The organism is Arthrobacter sp. Y3221157 (assembly GCF_059089865.1).
Genome location: NZ_JBNHFD010000003.1, coordinates 13,677 through 34,348, shown reverse-complemented (window position 1 = coordinate 34,348; position 20,672 = coordinate 13,677). Strand labels below are relative to the sequence as shown.

21 protein-coding genes are annotated in these 20,672 nt (G+C 65.1%); 10 read left to right on the top strand and 11 right to left on the bottom strand.

The window, feature by feature from the left end:
* Nucleotides 1–10: 10 nt before the first annotated feature.
* The 4 genes from AC5RTT_RS01865 to AC5RTT_RS01850 are packed head-to-tail and all read right to left on the bottom strand — an operon-like array spanning nucleotide 11 to nucleotide 4,130.
* Nucleotides 11–784 carry an ABC transporter ATP-binding protein gene (locus AC5RTT_RS01865; protein WP_494143777.1) on the bottom strand — a complete coding sequence of 258 codons (774 nt, stop codon included), beginning with the start codon at nucleotides 782–784 and terminating at the stop codon, nucleotides 11–13.
* Nucleotides 781–1,872, bottom strand: a complete 1,092-nt coding sequence (locus AC5RTT_RS01860) for an ABC transporter ATP-binding protein (protein ID WP_494143776.1) — start codon at nucleotides 1,870–1,872, stop codon at nucleotides 781–783. The genes AC5RTT_RS01865 and AC5RTT_RS01860 overlap by 4 nt, the downstream gene beginning before the upstream one ends.
* Nucleotides 1,869–2,837, bottom strand: a complete 969-nt coding sequence (locus AC5RTT_RS01855; protein ID WP_494010638.1) for a branched-chain amino acid ABC transporter permease — start codon at nucleotides 2,835–2,837, stop codon at nucleotides 1,869–1,871. The genes AC5RTT_RS01860 and AC5RTT_RS01855 overlap by 4 nt, the downstream gene beginning before the upstream one ends.
* 9 nt (nucleotides 2,838–2,846) lie before the next feature.
* Nucleotides 2,847–4,130 (bottom strand): branched-chain amino acid ABC transporter permease, encoded by a 1,284-nt coding sequence (locus AC5RTT_RS01850; RefSeq protein ID WP_494143775.1) that lies wholly within the window; start codon nucleotides 4,128–4,130, stop codon nucleotides 2,847–2,849.
* Between the two features lie 482 nt (nucleotides 4,131–4,612).
* Here AC5RTT_RS01850 and AC5RTT_RS01845 point away from each other — a divergent pair, with 482 nt between their 5' ends.
* Entirely contained in the window at nucleotides 4,613–5,530 is a 918-nt protein-coding gene (locus AC5RTT_RS01845; RefSeq protein ID WP_494143774.1) for a Bax inhibitor-1/YccA family protein, read from the top strand.
* A gap of 100 nt (nucleotides 5,531–5,630) precedes the next feature.
* Here the strand turns inward: AC5RTT_RS01845 and galK are convergent, their stop codons facing one another.
* Both galK and galT read right to left on the bottom strand, forming a co-directional pair.
* Nucleotides 5,631–6,818: a galactokinase gene (gene galK / locus AC5RTT_RS01840; protein WP_494143773.1), complete on the bottom strand. Its 1,188-nt coding sequence runs from the start codon at nucleotides 6,816–6,818 to the stop codon at nucleotides 5,631–5,633.
* Nucleotides 6,815–7,969 (bottom strand): galactose-1-phosphate uridylyltransferase, encoded by a 1,155-nt coding sequence (galT, locus tag AC5RTT_RS01835; protein ID WP_494143772.1) that lies wholly within the window; start codon nucleotides 7,967–7,969, stop codon nucleotides 6,815–6,817. Before galT ends, galK begins: the two co-directional genes overlap by 4 nt.
* 100 nt (nucleotides 7,970–8,069) lie before the next feature.
* Between galT and AC5RTT_RS01830 the strand changes: the two genes are divergently transcribed.
* The 4 genes from AC5RTT_RS01830 to AC5RTT_RS01815 are packed head-to-tail and all read left to right on the top strand — an operon-like array spanning nucleotide 8,070 to nucleotide 12,253.
* Nucleotides 8,070–9,029 (top strand): aldose 1-epimerase family protein, encoded by a 960-nt coding sequence (locus AC5RTT_RS01830; RefSeq protein ID WP_494143771.1) that lies wholly within the window; start codon nucleotides 8,070–8,072, stop codon nucleotides 9,027–9,029.
* A gap of 39 nt (nucleotides 9,030–9,068) precedes the next feature.
* Nucleotides 9,069–10,397 (top strand): AI-2E family transporter, encoded by a 1,329-nt coding sequence (locus AC5RTT_RS01825; RefSeq protein WP_494143770.1) that lies wholly within the window; start codon nucleotides 9,069–9,071, stop codon nucleotides 10,395–10,397.
* 3 nt (nucleotides 10,398–10,400) lie between these two features.
* On the top strand, nucleotides 10,401–11,639 hold the full coding sequence (gene ilvA / locus AC5RTT_RS01820) for a threonine ammonia-lyase (RefSeq protein WP_494010630.1): 1,239 nt from the start codon (nucleotides 10,401–10,403) through the stop codon (nucleotides 11,637–11,639).
* A gap of 8 nt (nucleotides 11,640–11,647) precedes the next feature.
* Nucleotides 11,648–12,253, top strand: a complete 606-nt coding sequence (locus AC5RTT_RS01815) for a rhomboid family intramembrane serine protease (RefSeq protein ID WP_494143769.1) — start codon at nucleotides 11,648–11,650, stop codon at nucleotides 12,251–12,253.
* Between the two features lie 75 nt (nucleotides 12,254–12,328).
* Here the strand turns inward: AC5RTT_RS01815 and greA are convergent, their stop codons facing one another.
* Complete coding sequence (gene greA, locus AC5RTT_RS01810; RefSeq protein ID WP_494051417.1) at nucleotides 12,329–12,823, bottom strand: transcription elongation factor GreA; 495 nt, start codon at nucleotides 12,821–12,823, stop codon at nucleotides 12,329–12,331.
* A gap of 151 nt (nucleotides 12,824–12,974) precedes the next feature.
* Nucleotides 12,975–13,433, bottom strand: coding sequence for a DUF4307 domain-containing protein (locus tag AC5RTT_RS01805; protein ID WP_494143768.1), 459 nt, complete (start codon nucleotides 13,431–13,433; stop codon nucleotides 12,975–12,977).
* A 111-nt stretch (nucleotides 13,434–13,544) separates the two neighbouring features.
* On the opposite strand from AC5RTT_RS01805, the gene mca reads away from it, so the two are divergent.
* Both mca and AC5RTT_RS01795 read left to right on the top strand, forming a co-directional pair.
* Nucleotides 13,545–14,450: a mycothiol conjugate amidase Mca gene (mca, locus tag AC5RTT_RS01800; RefSeq protein WP_494143767.1), complete on the top strand. Its 906-nt coding sequence runs from the start codon at nucleotides 13,545–13,547 to the stop codon at nucleotides 14,448–14,450.
* Between the two features lie 90 nt (nucleotides 14,451–14,540).
* Nucleotides 14,541–14,876, top strand: a complete 336-nt coding sequence (locus tag AC5RTT_RS01795) for a hypothetical protein (protein WP_494143766.1) — start codon at nucleotides 14,541–14,543, stop codon at nucleotides 14,874–14,876.
* 23 nt (nucleotides 14,877–14,899) lie between these two features.
* On the opposite strand, the gene trhA is transcribed toward AC5RTT_RS01795, so the two are convergent.
* Nucleotides 14,900–15,643 carry a PAQR family membrane homeostasis protein TrhA gene (gene trhA, locus AC5RTT_RS01790; protein ID WP_494143765.1) on the bottom strand — a complete coding sequence of 248 codons (744 nt, stop codon included), beginning with the start codon at nucleotides 15,641–15,643 and terminating at the stop codon, nucleotides 14,900–14,902.
* Between the two features lie 149 nt (nucleotides 15,644–15,792).
* Between trhA and AC5RTT_RS01785 the strand changes: the two genes are divergently transcribed.
* Both AC5RTT_RS01785 and phoH2 read left to right on the top strand, forming a co-directional pair.
* Complete coding sequence (locus AC5RTT_RS01785; protein ID WP_494143837.1) at nucleotides 15,793–16,554, top strand: isoprenyl transferase; 762 nt, start codon at nucleotides 15,793–15,795, stop codon at nucleotides 16,552–16,554.
* 237 nt (nucleotides 16,555–16,791) lie between these two features.
* Nucleotides 16,792–18,210 carry an RNA 5'-3' helicase PhoH2 gene (gene phoH2 / locus AC5RTT_RS01780; RefSeq protein ID WP_494051421.1) on the top strand — a complete coding sequence of 473 codons (1,419 nt, stop codon included), beginning with the start codon at nucleotides 16,792–16,794 and terminating at the stop codon, nucleotides 18,208–18,210.
* A gap of 209 nt (nucleotides 18,211–18,419) precedes the next feature.
* Here the strand turns inward: phoH2 and AC5RTT_RS01775 are convergent, their stop codons facing one another.
* Both AC5RTT_RS01775 and AC5RTT_RS01770 read right to left on the bottom strand, forming a co-directional pair.
* Complete coding sequence (locus tag AC5RTT_RS01775) at nucleotides 18,420–19,067, bottom strand: GNAT family N-acetyltransferase (protein ID WP_494143764.1); 648 nt, start codon at nucleotides 19,065–19,067, stop codon at nucleotides 18,420–18,422.
* A 41-nt stretch (nucleotides 19,068–19,108) separates the two neighbouring features.
* A complete protein-coding gene (locus AC5RTT_RS01770; RefSeq protein ID WP_494143763.1) occupies nucleotides 19,109–19,903 on the bottom strand; it encodes a hypothetical protein in 795 nt (264 codons plus the stop codon).
* A gap of 59 nt (nucleotides 19,904–19,962) precedes the next feature.
* On the opposite strand from AC5RTT_RS01770, the gene AC5RTT_RS01765 reads away from it, so the two are divergent.
* On the top strand, nucleotides 19,963–20,505 hold the full coding sequence (locus AC5RTT_RS01765) for a prepilin peptidase (protein WP_494010620.1): 543 nt from the start codon (nucleotides 19,963–19,965) through the stop codon (nucleotides 20,503–20,505).
* The last annotated feature ends 167 nt before the right edge of the window (nucleotides 20,506–20,672 follow it).

Here is a 20,672-nt window from a genome sequence, read left to right as displayed (position 1 = left end):
CTGCCGGCCGCTACTCGACGGTGTCGGCCAGGGTACCGAGATAGAGCTGGATGACCTTGGGATCCTTCATCAGTTCACGGCCGGTGCCGGTGTAGGCATCCCGGCCCTGGTCCAGGACGTAGCCGCGGTCGCAGATCTGGAGGCAACGGCGCGCGTTCTGCTCAACCATGATCACTGACACCCCTGCACGGTTGATCTCATGCACGCGGAGGAACGTTTCGTCCTGCTTGACGGGGGAGAGGCCCGCGGACGGCTCATCCAGGAGCAGCACGGCCGGGTCCATCATGAGGGCACGGCCCATGGCCACCATCTGCCGCTCGCCCCCGGACAGGGAACCTGCCCGCTGGGCACGCCGCTTGCCCAGTTCGGGGAAGAGGCTGGTGACAAAGTCGAACCGCTCCGCAAAGTCCTTGGGCCGTTGGAACATGCCCATCTGGAGGTTCTCCTCGATGGTCAGCGTGGCGAACACATTGTTGGTCTGCGGGACGAATCCGACACCACGCGTCACCAGTTTGTTGGCCTTCAGCCCGGTGATGTCCTGGCCCCGGACCACGACGGTACCCGAATGGACTTTTACCAGACCAAACATGGCCTTCAGGAGCGTGGACTTGCCGGCGCCGTTTGGACCGATGATGCCGATCAGCTCACCCTTGCGGGCCTCGATGCTGCAGCCGTTGAGGATGTTGACCCCGGGCAGGTAACCCGCCACAACGTCGGTGACTTTAACGACGGACCCGCCATCTTCCATCGGCTGTGCGGCGGCTGCCGCGCTGGTGCTGCTCATTGAGTGTCCTTCCCCGTGCTGCCCGTCTCCGTGCTACCGTGCCGGCCCTGCGGCTCCGTGCCGCTGGGCCGGTTCCCGCCCCGGCGGGCCTCCTCGGCTTCACTGGACACAACGTCCAGCGAGATGATGCCGGCATTTTCGGTTCCGACGATGGATTCCTCGTCGGCCTCGAGCTCGGCTGCCAGTTCCTTGAGGCCCTCGGAGTCGCCAAGGTCGACGTCGTGGTGGGCGCCAAGGTAGGCATCGATGACGGCGGGGTCCTTCATCACTTCGCCGGGCGGGCCCTCTGCCACTACTTTTCCCTCCGCCATGACCACTACCCAATCGGCAATGTGCCTGACCATATGCATGTCGTGTTCCACGAACAGGACGGTCATGCCCTCGGCCTTGAGGTTTTTGATGTGGTCCAGCAGCGATTGGGTCAGCGCCGGGTTGACGCCGGCCATGGGCTCGTCCAGCATCACAAGCTTGGGCTGCACCATGAGGGACCGGGCCATCTCCAGGAGCTTGCGCTGGCCGCCGGAGAGGGATGCTGCGTAATCGTCCTTTTTGACGTCAAGCTTGAACTTCTCAAGGAGCACGTTTGCCTGGGCCGTGATCTCCTTTTCCCGGCCGCCCCAGATGCCCTTGAACAACGCCCTGGAAAGGCGCTCGCCGGACTGGTTGGCCGCGCCGAGCCGCATGTTCTCCATGACCGTCAGCTTGCCCATAACCTTGGTCAGCTGGAAGGTCCGCACCATACCCATCCGTGCAACCTTGTAGGGTGACACCCCCGCGAGGCTCTTGCCCTCGAACTGCCACTTTCCGCTGTTGGGGGTATCGAACCCGGTCAGCAGGTTGAAGAGCGTTGTCTTGCCGGCGCCGTTGGGGCCAATCAGGGCAGTGATTTTGTGGCGGGGAATCTCCAAGTACTCGACGTCCACGGCGTTAATGCCGCCGAAGCTGCGGGTTACATTCTCTGCGACAAGAATCGGGTCGCGCTTTTTGCAGCCCGGGCCCGTTTCGCCGGCCGGAATAGGACGGTCGTCGGTCATATAGTCAGGCTCGTTTGTGCCCGTGGTTGCAGGTATTTCGCTGTGCATGCTCATGCGAACGCCAGCTCCTTCTTGTTTCCAAACACGCCCTGCGGCCTGAAGATCATCAGGAGCATCAGGGCGACGCCAACCAGGATGTAACGCAGCTGGCCGGCCTGGACCGTGTTCAGCCAGTTGATGGCACCCGACTCGATCAGGCCATACAGGATGCCCTGTGTCAGTGACAGGACCACCCAGAAGATCATGGCGCCGATCACCGGCCCAAGGACGGTACCAAGACCGCCGAGCAGGAGGCAGGTATACAGGAAGAACGTCAATTCCGTGCCATAGTTCGCCGGCTGGACTGCCCCTCGGGGGAGCGTGAAGACCATGCCGGCAAGGGCGCCGAGCACACCGCCGATGATCAGTGCCTGCATCTTGTGGGCGTAGACGTTCTTGCCCAGCGAGCGGACCGCGTTCTCGTCTTCGCGGATCCCCTTCAGGACACGGCCCCACGGGCTGCGCATCAGCAGCCATACCAGCGTGCAGCACAGCGCCACCAGAGCCCAAGCGACAACCCGGATAAAGAAGTCGCGATTGTTCATGCCGAAGTAGTCGCCCTCCGGGAAGGGATTCATGGCGTAAAAACCGCCTTCAAACGCCGCCAGCCCGTTGGCCGACCCCGTGATGGAGGTGAGCTGGTTTGTGGTCACGATATAGCGGACGATCTCCGCCGATGCGATGGTGACGATGGCGAGGTAATCAGCGCGCAGCCTCAACGTGGGGATGCCGAGCAGCAGGGCGAAAATGGAAGAGGCGAGGACGGCGATCAGCAGCCCGACGAAGAACGGCACCCCGAAGGTAAGGGTGGAGATGGCGAACCCGTACGCTCCCACCGCCATAAAGCCGGCCTGGCCGAAGTTCAACAGCCCTGAATATCCGAAGTGCACAGCGAGTCCGAGGGCGGCCAAAGCGTAGGCGGCGGTCGTCGGACTGAAGATTTCACTGGCAGCGCTGGCAAGAATGAATCCAAAATCCACGTCTGTCTCCTAACCCACGCGCTCGCGCCGGCCCAGGATGCCCTGCGGCCGGAACAAGAGGACAACGATCATGATGAACAGGGCTCCCACGAACTTGAGGTCGGCGGCGAGGCCGAACACTGTGGTGAGCTCGACGAAGATTCCGACGATGACGGATCCCACCAGTGCACCGAATACGGTTCCGAGCCCGCCAAGGGTGACGCCCGCGAAAATCAGCAGGAGGATGGCGGATCCCATATCGAAGGTGACGCCCGGCCGGTAGTAGGCCCAGAGTATGCCGCCCAGGGCAGCCAGCATCCCGCCGGTGATCCACACCAGCCGGATGACGGCGTCCACGTCAATGCCGGAGGCAGCAGCCAGGGCGGGATTGTCCGCCACAGCGCGGGTGGCCTTGCCCAGCCGTGTCTTCAGTAGGACGATGCCGAGAATCGTGATCACCACCGCACTGATGCCCAGGGACCAGAGGTTGTTCGGCGAGATGGATACCGGCCCCAGCTGGATTTCCGGGCTCTGGGCAAAGGGAAGCTGTTGAGTGGCGCCGCCAAAGTAGAACTGGATGACGTAGCGCACGGCCAGCGCGAGGCCGATGCTGACGATCATCATGGGCACCAGGCCGGTCCCGCGGCGCCGCAGCGGCCGCCACAAGCCCCGGTCCTGGGCATACCCGAAGAGGGCGCCGCCCAGCAGGGCCAGGATCAGTGCCAGCCAGAAGGGCAGCCCGGCCGCATTGAATGCAAACACCAGCACGGCGCCCAGGGTCACCATCTCACCATGGGCAAAGTTGGTGAGCCCGGTGGTTCCGAAGATCAGTGACAGTCCCACGGAAGCCAGCGCCAGGAGCAGGCCGAAGCTCAGGCCTGCCACCAGGCGGTTGAGCAGGTTCTGCCCGAAGTTCTGTTCCTGGACCACGATGCCTTTGCCGAAGGCAAAGATCACTGACAGGTTCGAGGTCTGGCTGAAGGTGACCTCACGCGGGTTTTCCTGGCCCTCGGCGAGGGTGATGCCCTCAGGCAGGGTGGATTCGTCCAGTTCCACGGTGTAGGTGCCCTGCTCGGGCACGCCGATGTTCCAGGAGCCGTTCGCTGACGACTTGGCCGTGCCGGTGAAGTCGCCCTTCCTGGCAGTGATGGTCACATCCGCCAGGGGTGCGCGGGTGTCGTCGCGGAGGAAACCGCTGATGTTGTTCTGGAAGGTCTGGTTCGACGGGGATGGTGTCGGTGACGGGGAAGCGGCCTGGGTTGCCGGTGCTGCGAGGAGGAGGATCGCCAGGATGGTTGCACTGATGGCTCCCATGATTCCCGGCAAGCCCCGCCGTCGTTTGGCCGGCTGGCCGTGGGGTGTACTTCTCAAGGTGAAAAACCTCCACTTGGGGGCGGTCTCGGCTGCGCCGTAGCAACCGCTGCGAACGGGCGCAGGGCGGGGAGGCGCCATCTCGCCCGGCGCCCTCACGCATGTGTGAGTCCCGTCACCCTGCTTGGCTTATGCTACAGCGCGCAGGATGCCGCAAATGCCGAGGTCCAGGCCTTGTTGGTAGCGATCAGGTAACAACTCGGGCAACGCAGGCGGGTCGGACGGGAGGAACGCCTTGAGAAACCTTTGTTGAGCCACGGTATTTTCGAGCCGCCTGATGCAGCCCGGCAATGACAGCGGGGCCGCCTGCGTCACGGTTACGTTGCATAGCAGCCCGTTCGGGGAACTTTCGGGGGTGTATTGGCGTGGTAATTGGTAGCGTAAACCTTAAGGTTCACATCACACCCACACGGAGGAATCCAGCAATGGCACTTGGCGGCAACCCGATCTTCAACGGAAAGAACTTCCGTGGAGCCACCCAGGCACCGCCTGTCCCTCAGGCTCCCTACGGCCAGGCTCCCTACGGCCAGGCTCCTTACGGTCAGGCTCCCTACGGCCAGGCTCCTTACGGTCAGCCGGCTTATGGCCAGCAGGGCTGGAACACCCAGCCGCAGGGCATGACGGACGAGCAGCTGCAGCAGATGTACAGCCGGCCTTCCGCCGGCCCCGCTGACACCGGACGGATGACGTTCGACGATGTCATCGTCAAGACTGCTGCCTGCCTCGGAGTGCTGCTCGCCGGTGCCGCGGTCACCATGGTGGTGGGCCTCGGCCTGGCATCCCTGCTGATGGTGGTCGGTGCGCTGGGCGGCTTCGTCCTGGCGCTCGTGAATACGTTCAAGAAGCAGCCGTCACCGGCTTTGATTCTTGCGTACGCGGGCCTCGAAGGCCTCTTCCTCGGCGGCCTCACCCGGGTCCTTGACACCATGTACCCGGGCGTTGGGCTCCAGGCTGTCCTCGGTACGCTGTCTGTCTTCACCGTGACGCTTGTCCTCTTCAAGAGTGGCAAGGTGCGCGCCACCCCCAAGGCCATGAAGTTCTTCATGATCGCCCTGATTGGCTACGCACTCTTCTCCGTGGTCAACCTCGTCATGATGCTGACCGGCCTCACCTCCGAACCCTTCGGACTGCGAAGCGGCATCATCGGCGTCGTCATTGGCATCCTGGCCATCGGCCTTGCGGCATTCTCGCTGGTCATGGACTTCACCAGCATCGAAGCCGGTGTCCGGAGCGGCGCTCCGCAGCGCTTCTCGTGGACGGCCGCGTTCGGCCTGACCGTCACCCTGGTCTGGCTGTATGTGGAGATCATCCGCCTGCTGGCTATCCTCCGCGGCGAGGAGTAACCGGCAAGGCGGTCTCACCACCGGACCGTGACAGCAACGGAGGGCCCCACCAGATTTCTGGTGGGGCCCTCCGTTTGTCTGCGTCCGGGTGTCCTGCGGGTCAGGCGATGCGCATGGCCCCGGCGGCAGGCGACACGGTGAAGATGTCCGGCGCGGTGAAGCCGGCCTGGGCAAACGCGTGCACGACGGCGTCGCGCACCTTCTGTTCGCTGGCGGCGGGGGTCAGTGCGATGGCTGCACCGCCGAATCCGCCGCCGGTCATCCGGGCGCCGATGGCGCCGGCCGCCCGCGAGGTATCCACGGCGAGGTCAAGTTCCGGACAGGAGATCTCGAAGTCATCTCGCATCGACGCATGGCTGGCGTCCAGAAGATGACCAATGGCAGCGGGCCCCCGGTCGGCGAGGAGTTCAACGGTCTGCAGCACCCGGTCGTTTTCGGTGACCACGTGCCGGACGCGCCGGAACGTCACCTCGTTCAGCAACCCGCCAGCCTCCTCCAGGTCACCCACCTGCACGTCGCGCAGCGCTTTGACCCCCAGCACTTCAGCGCCCAGTTCGCATGATGCCCGCCGGGAGGCGTATCCGCCGTCGGCATGCGAGTGCGACACCTTGGTGTCGATGACCAGCAGCACCAGCCCGGCGGGTTCCGTCTCGAACGGAACAAGGCTGGCGTTCTGGTCCCGGCAGTCCAGGAATACGGCGTTTCCGCGGGCGCCGCGCAGCGAGGCGGACTGGTCCATGATGCCGGTGGGGGCTCCCACAAAGTCGTTCTCCGCCTGCTGGGTGGCCAGGACCATGTCCTGTGCTTCCAGGCCGGCCCCGGTCAGGTCGTTCAGCGCCGTAATGACGGCACATTCAATTGCGTGCGACGACGATAGGCCGGCCCCCAGGGGGACGTCTGAATCCAACAGCAGGTCGATTCCCGGAACGTCGATGCCGCGCCGGCGCAGGACCCACATGACGCCGAGCGGGTACTTCGTCCAGCCCTTGGCCGACCCCGGCTCAAGGGACTCAAGCGCGGTGGCTACGACGCCCTGGTCGCCGTAGGTCGATAGCAGCCGGACAGTTGAATCCGCGCGGACTCCGACGGCCACGCGGGCTGTCCTGTCGATGGCGAAGGGCAGGACGAAGCCCTCGTTGTAGTCCGTGTGTTCACCGATGAGGTTCACGCGGCCGGGCGCCTGCCAGATGCCGGCGGGAGCGCTCCCGAACTCTTGGGTGAAACGGGCAGCCAGGTCCCCTGCAGGGGCAAGGGCCGGCGCGGTGGAGGGATCGGGTGCGGTGCTCAAGCGGGGGCTCCTTCAGGCATGCCGGCCAGGGCCGGCGACGTGGGCGACCCCGGAACGGTGACCGAACGCAGGCGCTCTGCCACGCTTTCCGGGGTGGTGTCGTTGATGAACGCACCCATGGCGGCCTCGGACCCGGCAAGGTATTTCAGCTTGTCCGCAGCGCGGCGGGGTGACGTCAGCTGAAGGTGCAGGTAGCCCGCGGGCCGCAGGACAGGATCCAACGGGGCCTGGTGCCAGGCGGAGATGTACGGGGTGGGGGTGGGATACAGGGCGTCCACGCGTTTGAGTAGATCCAGGTAGACCTCCGCCAGTTCGTCCTTCTCTTCGCCGCTCAGGGCCGCGAGGTCCGGAACATGGCGGTGCGGAACCAGGTGGATCTCAAGCGGCCACCGGGCAGCAAAGGGGACGTAGGCACTGAAGTTTTCGCCTTCCATTACCATCCTGCTCCCGTCCTCCCGCTCAGCACGCAGCAGGGATCCGGTCAGGGTCTCCCGGCCGTCACGGGCGTCATGAAATTCCTGCGCTGCGGTGCCCATCACGGCGGCGCGGGGTGTTACGTACGGGTAGGCGTAGATCTGCCCGTGTGGATGATGCAGGGTGACGCCGATGTCCGCGCCGCGGTTCTCGAACGGGAAGACCTGCTGGATCCCGGGCAGGGCGCTGAGCGCGGCGGTCCGTTGTGCCCAGGCCTCAATAACGGTGCGGGATCGGGTCCGGCTGAGTCCGCTGAAGGACCCGGTGTGCTCCGGAGTGAAGGACACTACCTCGCAGCGGCCGTACGCCGGACCTTTCGTTCCCCATACTGCATCCTCCGGAACGGGGCCCAGCGCCGGTCCGAGGGAGGGAAAGCGGTTCTCGAAAACCACCACATCGTAGTCCGCGGCCGGTATTTCGGAGGGGTTGCTGCCGGTGGTCGGGCAGATGGGGCACTGGTCTGCTGGCGGCAGATGTGTCCGGGTCTGGCGGTGGGCTGCGACTGCCACCCACTCGTTGGTCAGGGCATCGAACCGGACCTCGCCCGGCTCACCCCGGGGAGGAAGGGCGCGGTGGTCCATGGTCAAGTCGGCTGCGCGCGAAACAGTAGTGCCGGCGTCGTCGAAATAGATCAGCTCCCGGCCGTCGGAGAGTCTGGTGCTGGTGATCCCTGTCATGCAGAAGAGTTTGGCATACGCGATCAAAAAAGAATAGTTAAGAACAAAAGACAACATTGGTCATTGGTACCGTCATGGGCAGCCGGGGTACCGTATGCCCATGACAACGTCTTCCCACCAGGAATCCCCGGCCGGTTCGACTCCGCAGGCCTATGCGACGGGGCGGCAATATGAGCTGCGGCGCGGCGATGCCCTGGCGGTGGTCACCGAGCTGGCGGCAGGCCTCCGCTCCTTCCAACGCGGCGGCGTACTCCTGACAGAGACATATGGCGACGACCAGATCCCGCCCGGAGCCACCGGCATCACGCTTGCCCCCTGGGCTAACCGCGTGGAGGACGGCAAGTGGTTCCTGGACGGCAAAAAGCAGCAGCTGGACATCACCGAAGTTGCCCGGAACAACGCCAGCCACGGCCTGCTGCGCAACACTGCGTACGCCCTGGTGGACGAGTCGGAGCACTCCGTCTCCCTGGAGGCCACCATCTTTCCGCAGCATGGCTATCCCTTCCTGCTGCGGCACCGCGTCCAATACCTCCTGGACCACACCCTGGGCCTGGCGGTCCGGCAGACCCTTGCCAACCATTCCAAAGCTTCGGCCCCGTTCGTCCTGGGCGCGCATCCATACCTCCGCTTGGGTGATGCGCCCATCGAGGAGCTGGTGCTCACGGTTGCCGCGGACACCCGGCTGGTGGCCGATGAGCGGCTCATTCCCCGCAGTGCAGCACCGGTGGCGGGAGACACCGACTTCCGGTCCGGCCGGCGCATCGCGGAACTCAGCGTGGATGTCGCCCTCACCGGCCTCAAGCGCGTGGACGGCAAAGCCCGGCATACCCTGAGTGCTGCCGACGGACGCAGTGTCAGCCTCTGGCAGGATGCAGCCTGCGAGTATGTCCACGTCTTCGTGAGCACCGAGTACCCCGGCCGCAGCCGGGCCGTCGCAGTGGAGCCAATGACCGGACCGGCAAACGCCTTCAACTCCGGCGACGGACTCCGCTGGTTGGCGCCGGGCGAGGCCTTCACCATCGAGTGGGGGATCGACTACAGCGCAGGCGGGGACGGCTAGCAGTTTCCCATTGGGGCACCGCTGCGGAAGTATTAGGCTATGACGCCAACCGGGGATGCCGTACCGCCCTCAAGCCCAGCCTCCGTACAGCAAAAACCCGTTTCAACACCACCGACGCTGCGGGTTCTCGCTGACCGGGAGCTGGACCGGGACATTCCCTACGGAATCCGTATCGCGGCGTCATGGGCCTGGCGGCTGGGCCTGATCCTCCTGGTTGGCGGTGCCCTGGTGTGGCTGCTGAGCCACATCAGCTTCCTGATCATTCCCGTCCTGGTGGCCGCGCTCCTTGCAGGGCTCCTCAACCCGGTGGTTGGCTGGCTCAAGAGCTACCGGGTGCCCGCCGGACTGGCAGTGGCCCTGACCGTGCTCGGCTTCATCGGACTCATCGCCGGTGCGCTGGCACTGGTGGGCAGGCAGCTCTGGGTAGGTTTCGGCGAACTCTGGTCGGAATCGCTGGCCGGGGTCAAGAAGATCCAGGACTGGCTGGCGGACGGACCGCTCCACCTGACGGCGGACCAGATGGACCAGTACCTGAAGGAAGCCACTGCGGCCCTGCAGGACAACACCAGCAGCATTGTCAGCGGCGCGCTCTCCTTCGGCAGCACTGCGGGCCACTTTGCCGCAGGCCTGGTCCTGGCCCTCTTCATCCTGATTTTCTTCCTGCTGGAGGGCGACAGGATCTGGGTATTCCTGGTGCGGCTCCTCCCCAGGAAGGCGCGCGCGGCCGCCTTCGGTGCCGGACGCAAGGGCTGGACTTCCATGGTCAGCTATGCCCGGATCCAGATGTTCGTTGCGTTCGTTGACGCGGTGGGCATCGGGGTGGGAGCAGCAATCATCGGTGTTCCCCTTGCGCTGCCGCTGGCGGTGCTGGTCTTCATCGGCTCCTTCATCCCCGTGGTGGGTGCCCTGGTGACCGGCGCCATCGCCGTGCTGCTCGCGCTGGTGGCCAACGGGCCGGTGAACGCACTCATCATGCTGGGCATCGTCCTGCTGGTCCAGCAGCTCGAAAGCCACATCCTGCAGCCCCTGGTCATGGGCAAGGCCGTGGCACTGCATCCGGTGGCCGTCATCCTCACCGTCGCTGCCGGCTCATACCTCGCCGGCATCCCGGGTGCCCTGTTCTCGGTACCCATTCTCGCCGTCGCAAATTCGGCCATTCGCTACATTGCCGCCAGAACGTGGGAACATGAACAGGTGCCGGTAACGCCGCTGGCGGCCGGCGCCCCGGCGGACAACACCATCAAGGATGTTGCCCGGCCTGCAGTGCGCTGGCACGGCAGGGACGCCGCAGCCGGCACCACAGCAGAAGATCCCGATGTCCGCAGCTTTCCCAAGCCGGGCCCCGGGGACGAATCCAGAGGAGAGTAGTCCGTGAATATCCTTGAAACCCTTCCCGTCACACTGGACGATGTCCTGGAGGCGCAGAAGCTGCTTGACGGGATTATTGCGCGCACTCCTGTTGAATCGTCGCGGGCGCTGGGAACAATGGTTGGCGGCGACGTCTACTTCAAGTGCGAAAACCTCCAGCGGGCAGGATCGTTCAAGGTCCGCGGAGCCTATGTGCGGATGGCCAGGCTGTCCCCGGAAGAGAAAAAGCGCGGCGTGGTGGCGGCCTCGGCAGGCAACCACGCCCAGGGCGTGGCCGTGGCTGCCAAGAGCCTTGGAATCAAGGCCCGCATCTACATGCCGCTTGGCGTGGCGCTGCCCAAGCTGGCAGCCACCCGCAGCCACGGCGCGGAAGTTATCCTGCACGGGCACAACGTCGACGAAGCGCTCGCAGAAGCCCAGCGGTACAGCAATGAGACGGGCACCGTGTTCGTCCACCCCTTCGATAACGTCGACGTCGTTGCAGGCCAGGGCACGCTCGGCCTCGAGATCCTCGAACAGGTGCCCAACGTGGACACCGTGCTGATGGGCGTTGGAGGGGGCGGGCTTTTGGCCGGTGTTGCCGTGGCCATCAAAGCCCGGGCAAAGGAGCTGGGCCGGGAGATCCGCATCATCGGTGTGCAGGCCGAAAACGCAGCCGCCTACCCGCCGTCGCTCGCCGCCGACGCCCTGGTGCCCCTGAAGAAAGTGTCCACCATGGCTGACGGCATCGCCGTGGGCCGCCCCGGCCAGTTGCCGTTCAGCATCATCCGGGAGCTGGTGGATGACGTGGTCACCGTCAGCGAAGACTCGCTGGCCCGGGCCCTGATCTTCCTGCTGGAACGGGCCAAGATGGTGGTGGAGCCCGCCGGCGCCGTGGGCGTCGCCGCGCTGATGGACGGGAAAATCGAGAACCCGGGAACCACGGCCGTGGTCCTGTCCGGCGGCAATATCGATCCCATGTTGATGCTGAAGGTGATCCAGCGCGGCCTTTCGGCGGCGGGACGCTACATGACTGTCCGGATGATGCTGGACGACAGGCCGGGCTCACTGGCCACCATCGCCAGGATCATCGCCGAAAACGATGCCAATGTGACCGGCCTGGACCACACCAGGGTGGGCGGCTCCATCAGCATGGGAGACGTCTCCATCACGGTGAACCTGGAGACCAAAGGCCACGAGCACGGCGCCCAGGTCCTCAGCGCCCTCCGGGCCGAAGGCTTCCAGCCGATCGTGGTGCACTAGGAGGTGCCGTGGAAGGGCTGACCGGGGACGGGGGCATCAGGCAGCGCCAGACCGTGGCGGCAAGGGCTAAGGGCGGCTTGCTGGTCCTTGGTGCTTTCGTGGTCCTGCTCTTTGTCATCGAGCTCTTCAACATGGTGATGCTCCGCTCGCTCAACGCGACGTTCGGGCTCCGGCCCCGCAGCGCTGACGGGCTGCTGGACATCTTCACCTTTCCGCTCCTGCACGCGAACCTGAACCATCTGCTCTCCAACAGCCTGCCGCTGATCATTTTCGGCTTCCTGGTGTTCCTCTCCGGACTCCGGGTGTTCATGACTGCCTTGGCCTTCAGCTGGCTGGGGTCCGGCCTCACGGTCTGGCTGATCGGCGACGGCGGCATCACGGTGGGCTCATCCGGCCTGGTCTTCGGCTTGTTCTCCTTCCTCCTGGTCCGGGGTTTCTTCAACCGCAGCTGGCGCCAGATCCTCCTGGCCGTGGTTCTTTTCATGGGATACGGGAGCATCCTGCTCGGGATCCTGCCCATCGTTTCCGGATTCGTCTCGTGGCAGGCACACCTGGGCGGCGCGGCCGGGGGACTGGTGGCGGCGCTGCTGCTTCGGACGCGGATGCCCCGCTGACCTGACCGGCTGCGGGATAGAACGCAAAAGCGCCGGCCCCCCTTGCGGGTGCCGGCGCTTTTAGTGCGTCTGGAACTAGGCCACGTACGGCTTGGCGGACAGGATTTCCACCTTGATGTCCTTGCCGTTCGGTGCCGTGTAGCTGAGCGTCTCGCCTTCCTTGTGCCCGAGGATGGCAGCTCCCAGCGGAGACTTCTCACTGAACACGTCCAGGTCGGAATCGCCGGCAATTTCACGGGAACCGAGCAGGAAGGTCTCCTCGTCGCCGGCGATCCTGGCGACGACGATCATGCCGGGCTCAACGATTCCATCGTCAGCGGGAGACTCGCCCACGTGGGCGTCGCGGAGCAGGACCGTGAGCTGGCGGATGCGGGCCTCAATCTTGCCCTGCTCCTCCTTGGCGGCGTGGTAGCCGCCGTTCTCCTTGAGGTCCCCCTCTTGCCGGGCTGCATCGATCTTCTGGACAATTTCCGCCCGGCCAGGGCCGGAAAGGTGGTCCAGCTCTGCCTTCAGGCGGTCAAAAGCTTCCTGGGTAAGCCAGGCTGCAGCTGCGCTGTTGGTGGTAGACACGGACTTCTCCTCTAATGGTCCTACATGCAAAAGACCCCGCCACAGTGGCCACTTGTGGAACAGTAACCAGCTCAGCGGGGTGAAGGTATTGCTCCATTGTAGTCAATCCTGTGGACTTATCCCAACAGGGGAGCGGCGCACGTCACATCCGCTAGTCCGCTTTATCCGCTATCCAGCAATCGTCCACCACGCCGGACACGGAAGGCGATTCGGTGCGGACGGCCACGCGCTGCGTCACTGTCCTGCCGCCGTCGGCCGCTCCTTCCCGGGCATCGGCCGGGATGTCCACTACTTTCCAGCCCACTATGGCGAACTTGGAATCAAGCGCCTTGACGGCGCACTGCACGGCTGTCCCCGGTTCCCGGGTCACCTGGAAGTCCACCTCGGCCAGCGTGCCGTCAGGGGTGCTGTAGCCGATGTCCTTGAACGAGATATCGGTCAGGGAATTGGACGTGGAGACCCATGCCATGAAGCCGATGCCGCCGGCCAGTGCCACCACGGCTATGGCCCGCTTGGCGGCGGCGGAAATCCCGCGCTTTTTAGCACCATAGCGATTGGCTAGGCTAGTGTCTGCGGGCGCGGATGGGGCCGGCTGGTCCGGGGAAGTCACCCGTCCAGTTTAGTGCCCATTCCGCCAGTGCCGGTCTGCACCCAGTGGGCGGCAGCGGCCCGCCGCCGTTGAAACAGCCACAACCAAAGATGAATGAGGAGCCGTCCCTCCATGACAGCGTCCAGCAACTCCCCGGCACCGCTACGGCTGCTTGCAGTCCATGCCCACCCGGATGACGAATCCAGCAAGGGCGCTGCGACGATGGCCAAGTACGCCGCCTCCGGCGTGGATGTCATGGTGGCCACGTGCACGGACGGTTCCCGCGGTGACATCCAGAACCCTGCGGTGGAAGGCGAACCGCATCCCAAGCGGGATATGGCCGGAGCCAGGCGCCTTGAAATGGAGAGCGCCGCCAAAATCCTGGGAGTCAGGCAGCGATGGCTGGGGTTCGTGGATTCCGGGCTTCCCGAGGGGGACCCACTGCCGCCGTTGCCAGCGGGGGCCTTTGCCACGCTGCCGCTGCACCGGGCCGCGGCGCCCCTGGTGCGGCTGGTGCGCTCCTTCAAGCCGCACGTCATCCTGAGCTACGACGAGAACGGCGGATATCCCCATCCGGACCACATCATGGCCCACCGGGTGGCAGTCGAAGCCTTCGAGGCTGCAGGTGACCCTGAGCGCTATCGCGATGCAGGGGAGCCCTGGGAGCCCAGCAAGCTTTACTACGACAGGGCTTTCAGCCCGGAGCGTTTCCGGGCACTGCACTTCGCGCTGGAGGAGGCCGGCCTGCAGTCTCCGTACGCCGAGCGGTTGGCCGCCTGGCTCGAGTCCGACGCCGAGGGGCACACGCCGCCGCCGGCGCCGCATCCCACCACCACACAGATCGATTGCGGGGATTTCTTCGAGGTGCGCGACGACGCCCTGCGTGCGCACCGGACGCAGGTGGATCCGCTGGGGTTCTTTTTTGCCGTGTCTGCGGAGATGCAGCGGCGGGCCTGGCCGTGGGAGGACTACTCGCTCATCCATTCCCGGGTGCCTTCCGAGCTCCCGGAGAAGGACCTGTTCGCAGGGCTAAGATAGTAGCGGCAGGCAATTTCTATGCCGCGTAGAAGATAGGCCAGCCCTCCGGCCGCGCCATCCGCTGCCACCCGTTCCACAGAAGGTTTAAACGTGCATCATCTGCTCCTCAGTCTGGCCACCACCGCCACGCCGCTGCCCACCCCCACGCTGCGGGAAGGCATCTCTGAGGACCAGGTGACGCCGGGCCTCCTGGGCTTCATCATGACCGCTTTCTTCGTGGTGGCCACGGCCCTGCTGATCGTGGACATGGTCCGGCGGATCCGCCGGGTCCGCTACCGCGCGCAGGTGGAAGAGGACCGCCTGGCAGCCGCCGCAGCTGCCGATGTGGCGGCGGCTGACGCGCAGGACGGGCTGGAATCCGCTCCCAGGCAGTCCGATGGCGATGGCAACGGGATTGCCCCCGGCCAGTCCCGCCCGCAGGACTAGGCGCGCAGCCTGCTCGAAGGACGTTACCCGAGGACAGCGAAGGCGATGGCCGTGAAGTGGGCCGCGAAGGCGAAGACCGTGAAAGCGTGGAACAGTTCGTGGAAGCCGAAGTGGTGGTAGCTGAAGTTCGGCTTCTTCAGGGCATAGAACACCGCCCCGGTGATGTAGAGGACGCCCCCCACGCAGATCAGCACGGCGGCCGGAATGCTGGCCTGGAAGAACTGCGGCAGGTAGACGAGGGAACCGCATCCCAGGGCTATGTAGATCGGTACATACAGCCAGCGCGGGGCATCAGTCCACAGCAGCCGGAAGAGCACCCCGAGGATGGCACCGGACCAGATGACCCATAGCAGGAGAACAGCCTGCTGCCGCTCCAGGAGGGTCCAGGCCAGCGGCGTGTAACTGCCGGCGATGACGAGCATGATGTTGGTGTGGTCGAGCCGCTTCAGCACCATCTTTACGGCCGGGGACCAGTTGCCGCGGTGGTACACGGCGCTGACACCGAACAACAGCACGCCGGTGGCTGCATAGATGGCCGAAGTGATTTTTCGGTCCGCGGTGGGTGCAAGGGCCACCAGCAGGATGCCTGCGGCAAGGGCCAGCGGAGCGGTCACGGCGTGGATCCAGCCGCGCCATTTCGGCTTGATCATTAACAGCTCTGCCAGCCGCACTGCCGCCTCGTCGAGGGCGTCCTGCCCGGCGCCATCCGCCGCGTTTCCGCCCTGTGGTTGGGGCAGGTGCGGGGCATCGGGGGAGTCGCTGTTCATTCTCCAAGAATAATCTACGGTCCGGTAAGTTACTCGCGGGTAATACGACGGCGGGCCGCCGCCGGCACCAGCCGGACTTCCCGTCATTCGGCGGGCGGTAGCCTAGGATGTGCAAGTACGTACAGCGAGGAAGTCAGGTGAGTCGACGCGTGGAGTTGCCCGGGTTCCTTTACGGCTACTACGAGCGGCGGCTCCTCAAGGACCTGCCCCGCGACCGCATTCCCCGCCATATCGGCGTCATGGTTGACGGCAACAGGCGCTGGGCAAAGCAGTTCAACGCCCCCACCAGCCAGGGCCACCAGGCCGGCGCAGACAAGATCCATGAGTTCCTCGGCTGGTGCCAGGAACTCGGTGTCAAGGTGGTCACCCTCTACATGCTGTCCACGGACAACATGAACCGGTCCAGCGAAGAGCTGGACCTCCTGATGGGCATCATCGCCAACACCCTGGACCGGCTGGACGAGGATGCCAACATCTCTGTCCATGCGATGGGTGCCCCGGAGCTGCTCCCCGGCTACCTCGCCGAGCGGCTCAACAAGCTGACTGCGCGGACGCCCGTCCGGGAGAAGATCCACGTCAACGTGGCTGTCGGCTACGGCGGGCGGCGGGAAATCGTGGACGCGGTCCGCGAACTCCTGCATGACGCCGTGGCCAAGGGCACGGACATTTCCCGGCTCGCGGATGAACTCTGTGTGGACGATATTTCCCGCTTCCTCTACACCCGGGGCCAGCCAGACCCGGACCTGGTGATCCGCACCTCCGGCGAACAAAGGCTCTCAGGGTTCCTGATGTGGCAGAGCGCGTACAGCGAGTTCTATTTCTGCGAGGCGCTCTGGCCCGCTTTCCGCAAGGTGGACTTCCTGCGGGCCCTCCGCGATTACGCGGGCCGGCAGCGTCGCTTCGGGACCTGACATCTCCGGTTCACGGGGAGTTCACGCCGGCGCAACAGGAATCGCCGCGTAATGGTTGCGGAAATTACCTGGAGTGGATTTACGTTATATCCATCAGCAGGCAAAACCGCCGGCTGATCGGGGAGGCCAGTACATGGAGCGAAACATCGCACCGGTTGTATGGGAGGCCGGACCCGGCCTCGTGGCCGAGCCGCCTCACCAATAACAATTCCGGGCTTGCCCGGGGCTGGAGTCGATGTGGCTACTTCTGAACAACTGCCCGAGGTCCTTTTCGACCAGGGAGAGAAAGCTACCTCTCGCGCCACGCGAGCCACTACACAAACCGGCGCAGCAACGGATGCTGCGGCCGGTTTTGCCGTCTCCGGAAGGGAAGCCCTCATCCACACGTTCGTGATCGACACGTCAGTCCTCTTGTCCGACCCGCGCGCCCTGCTTCGCTTTGCCGAACACGAAGTCATCGTCCCGGTGGTGGTCATCACCGAGCTTGAAGCCAAACGGCACGACCCCGAACTTGGCTACTTCGCCCGCAAGGCCCTCCGGCTCCTCGATGACCTCCGCGTCAAGCACGGCGGACTGAACCAGCCAATCCCCATCGGTGACGACGGCGGCACCCTCATGGTGGAGCTGAACCACATCTCGTCCGAGGTGCTGCCGATGGGCTTCCGCAGCGGGGACAACGACAGCCGGATCCTTGCGGTGGCGAAGAACCTCTCCAACGAAGGCCGGGACGTCACCGTGGTGTCCAAAGACCTGCCGATGCGGGTTAAGGCCTCTGCGATGGGGCTTACGGCCGACGAATACCGCAACGAGCTGGTGAAGGACTCCGGCTGGACCGGCGTCGCCGAGGTTGAAGCCAACGAGCAGGAAATCTCCACCCTTTACGGCCACGAGCCCGTCTTCATCCCCGCGGCAGCCGAGATGCCGGTCAACACCGGCCTGGTGCTGCTGTCCAACCGCGGCTCCGCGCTGGGCCGGGTGGGACCCGACAAGCAGGTCCGCCTGGTCAAGGGCGACCGTGACGTCTTCGGCCTCCACGGCAGGTCCGCGGAGCAGCGCCTGGCCATCGACATGCTGATGGATCCCGCCGTCGGCATCGTGTCCATCGGCGGCCGGGCCGGCACCGGCAAATCAGCCCTTGCCCTCTGCGCAGGCCTCGAAGCGGTGTTGGAGCGCCGCGAGCACCGAAAGGTGATCGTCTTCCGCCCCCTCTACGCCGTCGGCGGCCAGGAACTTGGCTACCTGCCCGGTTCCGAGTCCGAGAAGATGAACCCGTGGGCCCAGGCGGTCTTTGACACCCTCGGCGCGCTGGTCAGCCAGGAAGTGGTGGAGGAGGTCATGGACCGCGGAATGCTCGAGGTCATGCCGCTCACCCACATCCGCGGACGCTCCCTGCACGACGCCTTCGTGATTGTGGACGAAGCCCAGTCGCTCGAGAAGAACGTCCTGCTGACCGTCATGAGCCGCATCGGCCAGAACTCGAAGATTGTCCTCACCCACGACGTCGCCCAGCGGGACAACCTCCGGGTCGGGCGGCACGACGGCATCGCCGCCGTCGTCGAAACCCTGAAGGGCCACCCGCTCTTCGGCCACGTCACCCTGACCCGCTCCGAAAGGTCCCCGATCGCCGCCCTGGTGACGGAACTGCTCGAGGGATAGGTCAGCCGGACCCGTAAGGTGCGTGGGGCACCCTTCCTCTGCGTGCTGGCTCCTTCGTCGCCTTTGACGCACGCTGCCGGAAGGCTGCCCCACGCAAATGTCCGGTCCCAGTGCTTCGTGTCGGAGCGCATCGCCGACCGAAGCGGCGCGACGGGAGGTGTCTAAGCGATGGCGAAGCGCTGGGGGCGGACGAACCCAACCACTGCCACCTACGTGACCTTCAGGAACTTCGCCGCGGTTTCGTGGCCTTCTACCTGTAACTGCCAGTCCGGCCTCTTGAAGTTTTCCGCGGTGAGGCGGACGTGTTGGACTGTTTCCACCTTGGTGCCCCAGGCCTTGCGGGTGGTTCCGTTGAGCTCGTAACCGAGGCTGCGGGAGACCCCGAGGGAGGCCTTGTTCCAGACTGCGGCCTCGGATTCGGCCACGTCGGCGCCCAACCAGTCAAAGGCCCACAGGACGACGGCGGCGCGCATCTCCTTGCCAAGACCGCGGCCCTGGACGGACTGCTTCAGCCACGATCCGGTGGTGACGGTCTTGAGGGCGGCGAAATCCTTGGCCCCCACGTCCTGGCAGCCCACGAACTCACCCTCGTGCCAAATGCCCAGGAGAATCATCCAGGACTCGGGGCTGCACTCTGCCCGGCAGCGCCAGTACCAGCGGGCCATGTTGGAGCCCAGCTCATCCCCGGGGACCTCAGTCCAGGGAGTGCTGAACGGACTCTTCCCGGTCTCATGGATACCGCTGCGTGCGGCGTCGACGGCGGCGGGAATGTCCCCGTCCCGGACGGGGCGGAGTTCCAGCCGCGGGGTGGTCAGCTTGAGGTCGAAAAGTGGCCAAACGGAGCCCAGCGTAGTCATCAGCGAAGCCTAGCCGATCGGCATCGCGGGGCCTTGTCACATCAGGCGGGAACGTCCCAGCTGATGTGTCTCCGCACGTCCGTGAGGTTCATGGATTCGGCCAGGAACAGGTCATCGAGCATGTATTCGTCCACGGCAAGTATCCGCAGCCAATGGCCGTATTCGCCGGTGGAGGGTTCCAGGGATTGGCTGGCAACGCAAACCCCGGTTCCCAGGTCCACCCGGATACGGTTGCGCCCGGCAAGGCAGAGAGGCGCAGCAGGATCCGCCGGGTGGTAGGCCGGAGTGGGGGTTACCACGGCCTCCAGCGCTGGTCTGCCTTCGTGTTCAACCGCACGGTGCTCCTCAACCAGCACGGCGTTGCTGCCCGGAAACTCAAGGGGAACGGGGGAGTTGCCCGCAAGTTCAACCGGATCCAGGGCGGCGGAGAAGCGGCCGTTTCCGAATCCCGGTTCCCCATAGGCGGCTTCGGGCCGGCGTTTGACCAGGCCGGAGCCGTCGTAAACCGGCGTGACCAGCTGCGGCGGCAGCAGCCACGATTTCCGGGTGGAGCTGACGTAGAGACCGTCACGGGAATCGTTGATTCCGGTGGTGCTGTGGAGGACCAGTCCGTCCGGGCTTTCGAGGCGGAGAGCGCCGGGCCGGCGAAGCCAGGCCCGCACGAGGGGAGCCGTGGGGGACGGGGCCTCCGTGAACGGTTCGTCCCAGTACTCAAAGCGAAGGGACTGCCACTTCCAGGGCGAGGACCGGCACAGGTTGCGGAACGTGGCGGTTGGGTCTGCGGATGATGCGCCTCGGTCCGGATCCGGCCGGTGCCGGGAATCCCATGTCGCCATATGCACAGTTTACGCGGGCACGGTGCGGCAGCCACGGGAATTCCAGTAGCATCCGAGGGGTGATTGGTCGTCTGGGGGATCTGTGGCAGCACATGCCGGCTGCCTTTTGGCTGGTGCTCGCGGCGTGCCTGTACTTCGCGGTGATGGCTGTCCGGCTGACAGTGATCGACGTCCGGCACCACCTGCTGCCCAACCGGATTGTCTTCCCGTCATATGCCGTGGCCGGCATCCTGCTCCTGGCTGCCGCCATTGCCGGCGCCGCCGCACCGGCTGGCGGCAATCTTGGTGCCGCCTTGTTTGCAGTGCCGGCGCTCCGGGTGCTCGCCGGCGCGGCCGTGCTGTGGCTCTTCTACTTTGTGCTCCGCTTTGCCTACCCGCCAGGCATGGGCTTTGGCGACGTGAAACTGGCCGGGGTGCTGGGGATGTACCTCGGCTACCTCGGCTGGGGGCATGTGTTCGCCGGGACTTTCCTGGCGTTCCTGCTCGGCGCGCTTTGGTCTGTTGCGCTCCTGGCGGCCCGGCGCGGGACACTGAAATCGTCCATTCCGTTTGGTCCCTTCATGCTGGCCGGGACCGCCGTCGCCATGCTCCTGCCGGCGTGATGGCGCCGCGCTGGATAGGCTGTCCGTTTCCCCCTGCCCCAAGAATTTTGTCCAGAAATGGAGGGCTTAAGGGCTGCTAAGGCGCCATATCTGGACAAAAACTCCTTAGAGTACGACGGCGGCCGGTCACCTTCCGTTCGAAAGGTGACCGGCCGCCGTCGGGCGTT